15 protein-coding genes are annotated in these 12,002 nt (G+C 62.9%); 7 read left to right on the forward strand and 8 right to left on the reverse strand.

Going from position 1 to position 12,002, the window contains the following annotated elements:
• Window positions 1-188 precede the first annotated feature (188 nt).
• Window positions 189-2,264 carry a DUF4034 domain-containing protein gene (locus OO258_RS04235; RefSeq protein WP_266028973.1) on the forward strand — a complete coding sequence of 692 codons (2,076 nt, stop codon included), beginning with the start codon at window positions 189-191 and terminating at the stop codon, window positions 2,262-2,264.
• On the opposite strand, the gene OO258_RS04240 is transcribed toward OO258_RS04235, so the two are convergent.
• Window positions 2,218-2,571, reverse strand: a complete 354-nt coding sequence (locus OO258_RS04240) for a gamma-glutamylcyclotransferase family protein (RefSeq protein ID WP_266028974.1) — start codon at window positions 2,569-2,571, stop codon at window positions 2,218-2,220. The two genes, OO258_RS04235 and OO258_RS04240, sit on opposite strands and share 47 nt — an antisense overlap.
• Window positions 2,572-2,838, reverse strand: a complete 267-nt coding sequence (locus OO258_RS04245) for an accessory factor UbiK family protein (RefSeq protein ID WP_110743371.1) — start codon at window positions 2,836-2,838, stop codon at window positions 2,572-2,574.
• Window positions 2,839-3,333: 495 nt separating this feature from the next.
• Here OO258_RS04245 and glnK point away from each other — a divergent pair, with 495 nt between their 5' ends.
• From glnK to sutA, 3 genes are all read left to right on the forward strand, one after another.
• Complete coding sequence (glnK, locus tag OO258_RS04250) at window positions 3,334-3,672, forward strand: P-II family nitrogen regulator (protein WP_002555808.1); 339 nt, start codon at window positions 3,334-3,336, stop codon at window positions 3,670-3,672.
• 46 nt (window positions 3,673-3,718) lie between these two features.
• Entirely contained in the window at window positions 3,719-5,050 is a 1,332-nt protein-coding gene (locus tag OO258_RS04255) for an ammonium transporter (RefSeq protein ID WP_266028975.1), read from the forward strand.
• A gap of 429 nt (window positions 5,051-5,479) precedes the next feature.
• A complete protein-coding gene (sutA, locus tag OO258_RS04260; RefSeq protein ID WP_110743369.1) occupies window positions 5,480-5,809 on the forward strand; it encodes a transcriptional regulator SutA in 330 nt (109 codons plus the stop codon).
• Between the two features lie 180 nt (window positions 5,810-5,989).
• Here sutA and OO258_RS04265 read toward each other — a convergent pair whose 3' ends face one another.
• The 6 genes from OO258_RS04265 to lptM are packed head-to-tail and all read right to left on the reverse strand — an operon-like array spanning window position 5,990 to window position 10,610.
• Entirely contained in the window at window positions 5,990-6,685 is a 696-nt protein-coding gene (locus OO258_RS04265; protein ID WP_110743368.1) for an HAD family hydrolase, read from the reverse strand.
• On the reverse strand, window positions 6,682-7,581 hold the full coding sequence (gene xerC, locus OO258_RS04270; RefSeq protein ID WP_110743367.1) for a tyrosine recombinase XerC: 900 nt from the start codon (window positions 7,579-7,581) through the stop codon (window positions 6,682-6,684). Before xerC ends, OO258_RS04265 begins: the two co-directional genes overlap by 4 nt.
• The gene (locus tag OO258_RS04275) at window positions 7,581-8,291 is read right to left on the reverse strand and encodes a DUF484 family protein (protein WP_110743366.1); all 711 of its coding nucleotides are present in this window, start codon (window positions 8,289-8,291) and stop codon (window positions 7,581-7,583) included. The genes xerC and OO258_RS04275 overlap by 1 nt, the downstream gene beginning before the upstream one ends.
• A 13-nt stretch (window positions 8,292-8,304) precedes the next feature.
• On the reverse strand, window positions 8,305-9,135 hold the full coding sequence (dapF, locus tag OO258_RS04280) for a diaminopimelate epimerase (RefSeq protein ID WP_110743365.1): 831 nt from the start codon (window positions 9,133-9,135) through the stop codon (window positions 8,305-8,307).
• A gap of 4 nt (window positions 9,136-9,139) precedes the next feature.
• Complete coding sequence (gene lysA, locus OO258_RS04285) at window positions 9,140-10,387, reverse strand: diaminopimelate decarboxylase (RefSeq protein ID WP_266028976.1); 1,248 nt, start codon at window positions 10,385-10,387, stop codon at window positions 9,140-9,142.
• 10 nt (window positions 10,388-10,397) lie between these two features.
• Window positions 10,398-10,610 (reverse strand): LPS translocon maturation chaperone LptM, encoded by a 213-nt coding sequence (gene lptM, locus OO258_RS04290; RefSeq protein ID WP_110743363.1) that lies wholly within the window; start codon window positions 10,608-10,610, stop codon window positions 10,398-10,400.
• Between the two features lie 239 nt (window positions 10,611-10,849).
• Here lptM and cyaY point away from each other — a divergent pair, with 239 nt between their 5' ends.
• From cyaY to rnk, 3 genes are all read left to right on the forward strand, one after another.
• Window positions 10,850-11,182, forward strand: coding sequence for an iron donor protein CyaY (cyaY, locus tag OO258_RS04295; protein WP_110743362.1), 333 nt, complete (start codon window positions 10,850-10,852; stop codon window positions 11,180-11,182).
• A 1-nt stretch (window position 11,183) separates the two neighbouring features.
• Window positions 11,184-11,399 carry a DUF1289 domain-containing protein gene (locus OO258_RS04300; protein WP_266028977.1) on the forward strand — a complete coding sequence of 72 codons (216 nt, stop codon included), beginning with the start codon at window positions 11,184-11,186 and terminating at the stop codon, window positions 11,397-11,399.
• A 155-nt stretch (window positions 11,400-11,554) separates the two neighbouring features.
• Entirely contained in the window at window positions 11,555-11,965 is a 411-nt protein-coding gene (gene rnk, locus OO258_RS04305; RefSeq protein ID WP_110743360.1) for a nucleoside diphosphate kinase regulator, read from the forward strand.
• Window positions 11,966-12,002 lie beyond the last annotated feature (37 nt).

Below are 12,002 nucleotides of genomic sequence, written 5' to 3' on the forward strand. Positions count from 1 at the left end.
CAGGCGCTAGAAGTGTGCGTCGTGGTTTTACAGGGCAGGGTTTTCTCCTGTGTTTTTCATCCTTGAAGCAAAAAATGGATCCAATATTCTTTGCGCAGGTACCTGCTATGGCTTAGTGTTATTGAGCAACTGCAGTTGCCATGGGATGGCACCGCATCTTCTTTCAAATGGACTTGAGGTATTGCTCCGTGCAAACGCTCACCCGCACGCGCCAGGTAATCCGCGAACTGGTGCAGGCCAGTGCATTCGTTGAACTCAATCGCTTTTTTGACAAGCTTGAGGCTCAATGGCGCCAAGCCCCGCCCGGCGAGTTCCCGGCCTACTTGGCGGCCATTGAAGGGCACATGCTGCTCGACCAGGAAAACCAGGGCGACAGGGCCCTGAGCCAAGTGCTCAGAGCCTGGGTTGACGCGTGCCCCAGGGCTTACCACCCACAAGTGGTAATGGGTATGCACTGCTTCCACCGGGCCTGCCAGGTGCAGGTTGATGGCCCACGCAACGCTGCGCGCTTGTTGGCTGTTGCGCAAATTTGTGAATCCGCCACCGCGCACCTGTTGCGTGCAATGGACCGCTCTGCGCACCCCGTGGCAGCGGCCATTGGCATGCTGCGCATCAGTGCGCAGTTCCATGAGCCTGGTTGGTTGCTGCAACTGTTTCAGGGGGAGCCTGCACGCTTCAGGCCCAGTGCCCATGCCGATGTAGAGGTACAGGAAGCTGCAGCGCCGTTGCTGGTGAGGCATGGGCTGTTGCCCTTGGCCGAGCTGCCACAGTCGCTGCCGCGCTACCTGGGCAAGCGGGTCGACCATGAAAACGAGGACCCTTGCTATTACTGGCTGCGCCATGCGCTGATCGCCCGCCCCGGCTGCTTCGAAGCGATCCAGGCCCTTGCTGTGTACCTGCTGCCCCGCTGGCGCGACAGCCTCGATGCGTTTGAGCTGTTGATCAATGGCCCGCTGTGCGCAACCTGGGACGAGCGTTTGCGTAATGCGCTGCACTGGATGGCCGTCGAAGGCCGGCTGATGCTGCGACAGGCTGATCCGTTGCAGGCCGTCGCCGACTGGCAGGACGTGCTCGAAGACTGGTCACAACGCCCGTTGAGGTCCAGGGAACGTGCTGTCGTTCTGGCATGGCGGGGGGCGCTGCACAGCAGGGCATTGGGCGACCATGCTGGCGCTATGCGCGATTTTGCCGCGAGCTTGGCGTGCAATGCCGATCTCGGCGCCATTCGCGCCATGGGTGTGCCGTTTCGCTGTTTGGTCGAGCTGATACTGCGCGATGGCATGGTAGATGAGAGGCAACTGTTACACGGGGCTATTGAGCGCCTTTGCGACGGCCGTTCACATGCTGCTGCCTGTGCTCTACGCGCGGTCGGGCACCGTTTCGGGCTGTGGGCGCTGCCACGCTCGGCCGAGCAGGCAAGGCTATGGTTGCATCGGGCGGTGAATCGCCAGTGCGCGGGCCAGGCACCGGGGTTCGAAGTGCTTGAAGTGGCACGGGTGCTGTGGGCAGCCAATCGGCATGAAGTTGCCTGCTACCTGTATGAACGCTGCGCCGAACTGAACCTGCCGGGTGCTGCCCTGGCCTTGTACGAGCTGCACCATGGCGACCTGGACAATACCCCGGCGCATTACCTGGATGACGAGGCCGCCGGGTACTGGCTGCAGCGTGCGGTGGAGGCGGGCAGCAGGCAGGCCAAATACAACCTGGCCTGCCTGCGCATGGACAGCGATGAGGATTTGAACGAGCGCAGTGCCATGCTGGCGGTCAGGCGCCTGCTTGTCGACGCGCTGGGCAACGGGCAGACCAATGCGTGTGCGAGGTTGCACCTGGGGATTTTGTTACGCCGGTTTGGTGAGGCGCAGGAGCGAAGTGAGGCGGTTGCTTACCTGCTGAGCCTGGTCGAGCACCCGGACCCGTGGCTTGCAGGGCGTGCCAGCGCCGAACTGGGGCTGGCCTGGATGCAGGGGCATGGCACCCGCAAGCAAAGCCGCTTTGCCGCCATCGAATGGGTCAACCGAGCGGCCAGTTTGCAACCAAGGGATTCGGCCATTGGTGCTATCCAGGCCCAGATCCTCAATTCGCACAACCGGGTGAAGACGTTGTTTATTCAGTGCGGGGCGGCGTTGTTCCGCGGCAGCTTGCATGCAAGTGAGCTACCACCGAAACAGGCCTTTACCCACGCCGAGTCGTTACGGGTTCAACCTGCATCGGAGGGGCTTAGGCGCGCACATAAACCCAGGCTGTCAGGCCCGATGCGAGGGTGACGGCGACACGCTTGTAGTCGGCAACTTCATAGCGGTCCGCCGCTGCCAGTTCGTCTTCGCTGATCTGGAAGACCATACCTGCCACGCTGTCGTTGGCCTGGCTGCTGGGGGAAACGATGGGATGATGGGACTTGCCGCTGGTCGCCAGTACGTCCGGGTCAGTGATCTCGATCCAGTCCAGGCGGTAGCCCGGCATACGGTCGGCCTGGCCGCTCAGAGCACGGCCAAAATTGGCCAGTTGCACGGCTTTATCCTGCAAGGTGCCGTAGGAAAACAACAGTACCGGGTATGCGCTGGAGGGCTGCATTCACTCATCCTGTGAAGTTGGGTTCAGCCGCGCTTCCAGGTCGGCGACCTGCTTTTCCAGGGCCTCGAGGCGTGCACGGGTGCGTGCCAGCACGACCATCTGGCTGTCGAATTCGTCGCGGCTGACCAGGTCCAGTTTGCTGAAAGCGCCTTGCATCAGCACCTTGAACTGGCTTTCCAGTTCAGCGCGGGGCTGGGCGGTATCGCTGCTGAACAGGCGCGAGGCCTGGTCGCTCAGGGCATCAAGGAGGGCTTTGGGCGCGAGCATGGGGCTGTCCACTGAAACGGAGAAATGGCCGGCAGTGTAGCACGCACACACCTGGCGCTTGAGTGCACATTGGCCTTTGGGAGCGCGCACAGCGGCCCTGGAAATATCACCATCAAGGCAAATCGTGGGGCGCTTCGCACACCCATCGCAACGCAAGCCCGCACCCACAAAAGATCGCTGGCGGTTTTTCATCGGTTGCACATTTTTCGCGCAACTTCCCCCGCTGCTGCGCACCGAAACTGTGCATGTTTTCCATGCTGGCGACTGGCCAATCCCGACTAAATCACATAACGCTCTGTTTTTCGGCGCTTTGTCGGAACTGGCAAGGATTCTGCAAAGACCTGTACGAGCCATGCACTGATGCAGTTCCTTGTGACCAGGCAGTGCGCACGCGGAGCCGGATGCCGACGACGCGTTACAAAGCCAACCGCTGCGCTTAGACTTGAGACGGGTTTGTTTTCCTGGGGCAAGTCCACCAAATCGGGAGAGAGTTTCATGAAGCTAGTCACAGCCATCATCAAGCCGTTCAAGCTGGACGACGTGCGCGAGTCGCTGTCGGAAATCGGCGTGCAGGGCATCACCGTTACCGAGGTCAAAGGTTTCGGTCGGCAGAAGGGCCACACCGAGCTGTATCGCGGTGCTGAGTACGTGGTCGATTTCCTGCCCAAGGTGAAGATCGATGTCGCCATCGATGACAAGGACCTTGATCGGGTAATCGAAGCCATCACCAAGGCAGCCAACACCGGCAAGATCGGTGACGGCAAGATTTTCGTGGTGAATCTGGAGCAGGCGATCCGTATCCGTACCGGCGAAACCGATACCGACGCGATCTAAGCAGCAACAAAGCCTCACCAAACCCAACGCCCCAGGAGAAAACAACATGACTCTGCGTAAGATCGCAGGGCTAGGAGCCCTATTGTCCCTCGTAATGCCCGGGCTCGCCCTGGCAGACGAAGCTGCCCCAGCGCTGAACTCCGGCGACACCGCCTGGATGCTGACCGCAACGGCGCTGGTGCTGTTCATGACCATTCCGGGCCTGGCCCTGTTCTATGGCGGCATGGTGCGTTCCAAGAACGTGCTGTCGGTGATGATGCAGTGCTTTGCAATCACCGGCCTGATGAGCATTCTCTGGGTCGTCTACGGCTACAGCATGGCCTTCGATACCACGGGTATGGAAAAGGGCGTGCTCAACTTCAACTCCTTCGTCGGCGGCTTCTCCAAGGCTTTCCTCAGCGGCGTCACGCCCCAGAGCCTGACTTCCGCCGCCGCGCTGTTCCCTGAAGCGGTGTTCATCACCTTCCAGATGACGTTCGCCATCATCACCCCGGCACTGATCGTGGGTGCCTTCGCCGAGCGCATGAAGTTCTCCGCCATGCTGGTGTTCATGGGCATCTGGTTCACCCTGGTGTACGCGCCGATCGCCCATATGGTGTGGAGCGGTGACGGTGCGCTGATGTGGGACTGGGGCGTACTGGACTTCGCTGGCGGCACTGTGGTGCACATCAACGCCGGTATCGCGGGCCTGGTCTGCTGCCTGGTGCTGGGCAAGCGCAAGGGTTACCCGACCACCCCGATGGCTCCGCATAACCTCGGCTACACCCTGATGGGCGCCGCCATGCTGTGGATCGGCTGGTTCGGCTTCAACGCAGGCTCTGCCGCTGCCGCCAACGGCACCGCGGGCATGGCCATGCTGGTCACCCAGATCGCTACAGCTGCTGCGGCGCTGGGCTGGATGTTCGCCGAGTGGATCGGCCACGGCAAACCGAGCGCCCTGGGCATTGCTTCGGGTGTGGTTGCTGGCCTGGTCGCCATCACCCCGGCTGCCGGTACCGTGGGCCCGATGGGCGCCCTGGTGATCGGCCTGGCCTCGGGTGTGATCTGCTACTTCTGCGCCACCACCCTCAAGCGCAAGCTGGGCTATGACGACTCGCTGGACGCCTTTGGTGTGCATGGTGTTGGCGGCATCATCGGCGCCATCCTCACCGGCGTGTTCGCAGCCCCGGCACTGGGCGGCTTCGGCACCGTCACCGATATCGGCATGCAGGTCTGGGTACAGGCCAAGGGCGTGATCTTCACCGTGGTCTACACCGCCATCGTCACCTACGTGATCCTCAAGGTGCTGGATGTGGTCATGGGCCTGCGGGTCAACGAAGAAGAAGAGTCGGTCGGCCTCGACCTGGCTCAACACAACGAGCGCGGCTACAACCTGTAACTGCGACGCGGTAAAAACTTGCCCGGCTTGCCGGGCATTTTTTTGTCAGATTTTTAACATTTCCCGCTCGGCAAACGGTTTATCTGGCACGTTCGCGACGTAGGCAGAAAACTTACAAGTCGTGGGGCATTTATGGTGCTTTGCTTTTTCCACGAGCGCGCTAGAATGCGCGCCGAAGGGTGTTTGATGAGTAGTCCGCACACTTCGCCAGCCTTTGCTAGGCTTGCCAATAGCGTGTGGCCAGCAGGGGCTAATGGATTTGTCAGGTCCTGCCAGGAGCAGGGCCTGCTGGGTGCCGCCTCCCATCAGGAGCGCAGACTCAAGGGCAGTGGCCTAACCCACGGCCAGTTGAATTTTCACTGGTGGCTGCCGGTCTACGGCTGCACTGGTCTATAACTAACCTGCTTTTCGCAAGTCATGAGGTAGAACATGAGCGACGACGATCTGGAAAATGATGACCTCGAAGTAGGCGACGATGACGAGGCTGATGAAGGCCTCGAAGCGGCGGCTGACGATGGCGCCGAAGACGCTGGCGACGACGACAGCAGCCCGGCACCCACTGCCAAGGGCAAATCCAAGGCGGCGGTCTCGGTAGACGAGATGCCGAGCATGGAAGCCAAGCAGAAAGAGCGTGATGCCCTGGCCAAGGCGATGGAAGAGTTCCTGTCGCGCGGTGGCAAGGTGCAGGAAGTCGAGGCCAACGTGGTCGCCGACCCGCCCAAAAAGCCGGACAACAAGTACGGCAGCCGCCCTATCTGAGTGGCTGAACGCAAAAAAGCCCGCCGTCGCTGCGGGCTTTTTTGTGCCTGTGGGTTTTGTGTTGCCTCTAACGGCCTCTTCGCGGGCATGCCCGCTCCCACAGGATCACCACAGGGTTCAGGACCTGCGCGGTCCTGTGGGAGCGGGCGTGCCCGCGAATGGGCCGCAAAGCGGCCCCCTTCAGCGCCAGCGCGCGAGCACGTCTGGCAGTTGCGACAGGCGCTGGATCTCGGCATCCGGCGCCTGTTCGCCTGCCCACGCCTTGCCCTGCGGGTTGAACCACACCGCGCGCAAACCGGCGCGCTGGGCACCGGCAATGTCATCGCCAGGGTGATCGCCGATGTGAACCGCCGCACCCGCGTCCACCTCGCCGCGGCGCAACGCTTCAAGGAAGGGGGCAGGGTCCGGCTTGCCGATGCCCAGGTCCTCGGCGCACAGGGCAAAGCGGAAGTAGTCGGCCAGCCCCAACCGGCTCACGTCGGCGTTGCCGTTGGTCACCACGCCCAGAATGTAATGGTGACGCAGGATCTCCAGCACCGGCTGCACCTCGGGGAAGATCTCTACCTGGTGGCGAGCATGCAGGAACACTTCAAAGCCTTCGTTGGCCAGCGCCTGCGCTTGCTTCTCGCTGTAGCCGACCTCTTCCAGGGCATGGAACAACACCCGCCGACGCAGGGCGCTGATGCGGTGCTTGAGGCCGGGTTCGGCCTGTACCAGGCGCTCGCGAATGGCAAACAGGTGCTCCACCGGCACGCCCCCCAGGATTGGGGCATTGGCTTCTAGCCAGTCGCGCAGCACGACTTCCGCGCTGGCGATGACCGGGGCGGTGTCCCACAGGGTGTCGTCGAGGTCGAAGGTGATCAGCTTGATGCTCATGAGTCTGTGCCTTTGCTGCGTTTGGCCCGAGGGTGGGCGCTGTCGTACACCGCAGCCAGGTGCTGGAAGTCCAGGTGGGTATAGATTTGCGTGGTGCTGATGTCGGCATGGCCGAGCATCTCCTGCACCGCGCGCAGGTCCTGGGACGATTCCAGCACATGGCTGGCGAAGGAATGGCGAAGCATGTGCGGGTGCAGGTGCTGGCCCAGCTCGCGCTCACCGACGGCCTTTACCCTTTGTCGCACGGCGCGGGGGCTGATGCGATTGCCCTGGCGGGTAATGAACACCGCACGGTCACGCGGGTTGCCGATGCCACGCAGGCGGTACCATTCCTGCAACGCCTCGCGGGCCTTGCGGCCAACCGGCAGCACGCGGGCCTTGCCGCCCTTGCCCAGTACCTGCACCAGGCCGGCTGCAAGGTCGAGATGGTCGAGGTCGAGGTTGGTCAGTTCGGACAGGCGCAGGCCTGACGAATAGAAGAGTTCGAGCATCGCCTGGTCGCGGCGGGCAATGAAATCGTCGTCGACGCCGCCATCGAGCAACTGCTGGGCACGGTCGGTGTCCAGCACCTTGGGCAGCTGGCGCTTACCCTTGGGTGCGCTCAAACCAGTGGCCGGGTCGTGCTGGCACAGGCCCTCGCGGTTGAGGTAGCGGTACAGGCCGCGTACAGACGACAGCAGACGCGCCAGGCTGCGCGAGGACTGGCCATGGTGATGCAGGCGGGCGATCAGCTGGCGCAACTGCTGGATCTGCAACGCCTGCCAGTCGGCAATAGCGTGTTCCTTGCAGTAGGCAATGACCTTGTTCAAATCACGCCGGTAGCCCAGCACGGTGTGCTCCGACACCTGGCGCTCATTGCGCAGGTGTGCGCAATAAGCTTCCAGCTGGCGTTCCATCAGCGTACCGAACGCAGGGTCTGGGTGACGCGAGGTACAACGCGGCCGAGCACTTCGGCGATGTAGCCGAGGAACAGGGTGCCGACGCTGCTCTTGTAGTGTTGCGGGTCGCGGCTGCCGATCGCCAGCACCCCGTGCAGCCCCTGGTACTCCAGGGCGGCCACGGCGCTGGAGCCGACTTCGCGGCGCTGCTCTTCACCGAACAGGAACGCCAGCTCGTGCTCGCGCAGGTTACCGCTGACCGTCTTGCCGCCGCCCAGCAGGGCGCCGATGGCCTGTTGCGCCTCGGCGTTGCTGACCCAGCGCCCGACCGGGGCGACGTTGTCGCCGAACAGGATCAGGCTGACGAAGGGCACCTGGAATTCCTGGCGCAGGCTGTCTTCGACCGCCATGACGACTTCCTCCAGGCTGCTGGCATCGAGCAGGTCGAGGATCAGCCGGCGGGTCTTGTCGAACAGCCGGTCGTTGTCGCGGGCCACGTCCATCAGTTGCGAAAGGCGATGGCGCATCTCGATGTTGCGGTCGCGCAGCAGCTTGAGCTGGCGTTCCACCAGCGACACGCTGTCGCCACGCTGGTGCGGGATGTGCTGTTCGATCAGCAACTCGTCGTGCTCGGCGAAGAACGTGGGGTGGGCGCGCAGATAGGCGACCACCACCTCGGCATCGAGCTCGGCGGACTGCTGGGGTACAACCTTGGGCTGATCGGTCATGGCGGTTACTCGCTTAGAGACGAACCTGTCCTTCGTAGACGCGTACGGCCGGGCCAGTCATCACCACGGGCTTGCCGGGACCCGCCCACTCGATGTGCAGGCGGCCACCCGGCAGGTCCAGCGACACCGGGGAGTCCATCCAGCCCTGGCTGATCGCGGCCACGGCCGCGGCGCAGGCACCGGTGCCGCAGGCCTGGGTTTCGCCAGCGCCGCGTTCCCATACGCGCAGGTTGGCGCGGTGGCGATCGATGACCTGAAGGAAACCGGCATTCACCCGCTGCGGGAAGCGTGGGTGGTGCTCGATCTTCGGGCCCAGCTCATGCACGGGGGCAGTATGCACGTCGTCGACACGCAGCACCGCATGCGGGTTGCCCATGGACACGGCGGCAATCGAATGCACATGGCCGTCGACTTCCAGTGGGTAGTGCTGCGCCTGCGCGTCGGCTACGAAGGGGATTTCGGCAGGGATGAAGCGTGGCGGGCCCATGTCGACACTCACCTGGCCGTCGTTCTGCACGTCCAGCACGATGATGCCGCTCTTGGTTTCCACGCGGATGCGTTTTTTCGCGGTCAGGCGCTTGTCCAGTACGAAGCGGGCGAAGCAGCGCGCACCGTTGCCACACTGCTCCACTTCGGAGCCGTCGGCATTGAAAATGCGGTAGCGGAAGTCCACTTCCGGATTGTTCGGCGCCTCCACGATCAGCAACTGGTCGAAGCCGATGCCGGTGTGGCGGTCACCCCATTGCTTGGCGTGCTTGGGCTGGATGTGCGCGTGCTGGCTGACCAGGTCGAGGACCATGAAGTCGTTGCCCAGCCCATGCATCTTGGTAAAACGCAGCAGCATGGGCTTACTCCGGCAGCAGGCTTTCGCCAGCATACAGTTCGGCGATGGTCTCGCGGCGGCGTACTTCGAACGCCTGGTCGCCGTCGACCAGGATTTCAGCGCAACGGCCACGGGTGTTGTAGTTGGAGCTCATGACAAAACCATAGGCGCCCGCCGACTCCACGGCCAGCAAATCACCTTCGGCCAGATTGAGTACGCGGTCCTTGCCGAGGAAGTCGCCGGTCTCGCAGATCGGGCCGACCAGGTCATAGGCACGGCCTTCACCTGCACGTGGCTTGACCGCGCTGATACCCATCCAGGCCTGGTAGAGGGCCGGGCGGATCAGGTCGTTCATTGCCGCATCGATGATGGCGAAATCCTTGTGTTCGGTGTGCTTGAGGTATTCCACGCGGGTCAGCAGGACGCCGGCGTTGGCCACGATGTAGCGGCCCGGTTCGAACACCAGGGCCAGGTCGCGGTGGCCCACGCGCTCGCGGATGGCCTTGATGTAGTCGGCTACCAGCGGCGGCTGTTCATCGCGGTAGCGCACGCCAACACCACCACCCAGGTCCAGGTGGCGCAGGTGGATGCCGCACTCGGCCAGGCGGTCGACCAGCACCAGCAGGCGGTCCAGGGCGTCGAGGAATGGCTCGACGGTGGTCAACTGCGAGCCGATGTGGCAGTCGACCCCGACCACTTCCAGGTTCGGCAGTTGAGCGGCGCGCACGTAGATGGCTTCGGCGTCGGCAATGGCGATGCCGAACTTGTTCTCTTTGAGGCCGGTGGAGATGTACGGGTGGGTACCGGCGTCGACGTCCGGGTTGACCCGCAGCGACACTGGGGCGACCTTGCCCATTTGGGCGGCCACTACTTGCAGGCGCTCCAGTTCGTCGGTGGACTCGACGTTGAAGCAGTGCACACCCACTTCCAGGGCGCGGCGCATGTCTTCGCGGGTTTTACCCACGCCGGAGAACACCACGCGGTCGGCACGGCCGCCTGCAGCCAGCACGCGCTCCAGCTCGCCGCCAGAGACAATATCGAAACCTGCGCCCAGGCGTGCCAGTACGTTCAGCACGCCGAGGTTGGAGTTGGCCTTGACGGCGAAGCACACCAGGTGCTCGGCGCCTTGCAGGGCGTCGGTGTAGCTGCGGTACTGGGCCTCGATGTGGGCGCGCGAATACACGTAGGTTGGCGTGCCGTAACGTTCGGCCAGGGCCGACAGGGCCACGCCTTCCGCGAACAGCTCGCCGTCGCGGTAGTTGAAAGCGTTCATCTGGTTTCCTTTACTGCGCTGGCGACTGCTCGAGCTCGGACTCCGGCTCTGGCTGCTGCTCTTGTACCGGGGCCGGCTTGGCTTTCGGCTGGTGCTGGTGCGACTTGTGTGCCTTGCCGTTATCGCCGTCTTCAGGCAGATACAGCGGGCCCTTCTGGCCGCAGGCCGAAACGAGGCAGGCAACAGCGACCAGCGCCGCGAAGGAGGAAATCAGGCGCTTCATGGGTGAAATCCTTAGAAAAATGCAGTATTGCGCCCGAGTATACCGAGCGACCGGCGGCTTGCCTATGCAAGGGCCGGTCCGCCGGGCGGGCTATCCTTATCGCCTGGAAAAGCCCCGGTGCAAGCGGGCTTGCCTGCAAAGAGGCCAGTGAAGGCAACGGCTAAACTTTTGCATTCGGCGGCAAGCGCCCGTATCTTGCCCGGCTTGCCTGTAACGCAGCCAATTTCGAGGTTCCTGCAATGAGTTTGAGTGAAGCGCGTTTCCATGATCTGGTCGACGCTACCCAACAGGCCCTGGAAGACCTGTTCGACGAGAGCGGCCTGGACCTGGACATGGAGAACTCCGGCGGCGTCCTCACCGTCAAGTTCGAGGGCGGCGCCCAGTTGATCTTCAGCCGCCAGGAGCCGCTGCGTCAGCTGTGGCTGGCCGACCGCTCCGGTGGTTTCCACTTCGATTACGACGAAGACACCGGTAAGTGGGTGTGCGAGAAGAGCGAGGAGCTGCTGGGCGAAATGCTTGAGCGCATCGTCTGGGAGCGGGCCGGCGAGAAGCTGGACTTCGACGAGATCTGACATGAGCAGCGCCCAGGCTCGGCCGCCCAAGCCGCTTTACAGTAATGTCAGCCCTGCGGTGCCGTCACCGTGCATCAGTGTCTGCCGGCTGGATGAACACCGGGTGTGTACCGGTTGCCACCGACATGTCGAGCACATCCGTGAATGGCGCTCGGCCGATGATGAACGGCGCCGGCAGATCTGCCGCGAGGCCCAGGCTTTGCGCGAGCAGGCTTAGGCACACTGAACGCAGGGGCTTGAGTATTTGCCCGGCTGTGGTAGTGTCGGGTTCTGCGTCGGTGACGCCAAAGCCTTCTCAAACCCCGCCCTTGGGCGGGGTTTTGCTTTATCTGCACATTGAAAACTGCCTGTTCAAAGGAGTCTGACTGGATCATGAGCACCAAGCCTGCCCTCACCCTCACCCGATTGGACGTACAGCGTCTGGAGCGTCTGATCGACAGCCTCGACGAGAGTACGCCGGGTGTGCTCGCCCTGCAGGACGAGCTGGACCGCGCCGCGGAGGTGGTCGGTCACGAGGAAGTGCCAGCGGGCGTGGTGACCATGAACTCCCGCGTGCACTGCCGCGAGGAAGCCAGCGGCAAGGACTATCACCTGACCCTGGTCTACCCGAAAGATGCCGGGCCGGAAGGCAAGGTCTCCATTCTGGCGCCGATTGGTTGTGCCTTGCTGGGGTTGTCGGTGGGAGAGCAGATCGACTGGCCGGCGCCGGGCGGCAAGACCCTCAAGCTGAAGCTGCTGGAGGTGGAGTATCAGCCGGAAGCCGCAGGTGATTTCGACCTGTAATGTTCAGTGGGGCCGCGGTGCGGCCCATCGCCGGCAA

The organism is Pseudomonas sp. DCB_BI (genome assembly GCF_026240995.1).
GTDB lineage: Bacteria > Pseudomonadota > Gammaproteobacteria > Pseudomonadales > Pseudomonadaceae > Aquipseudomonas.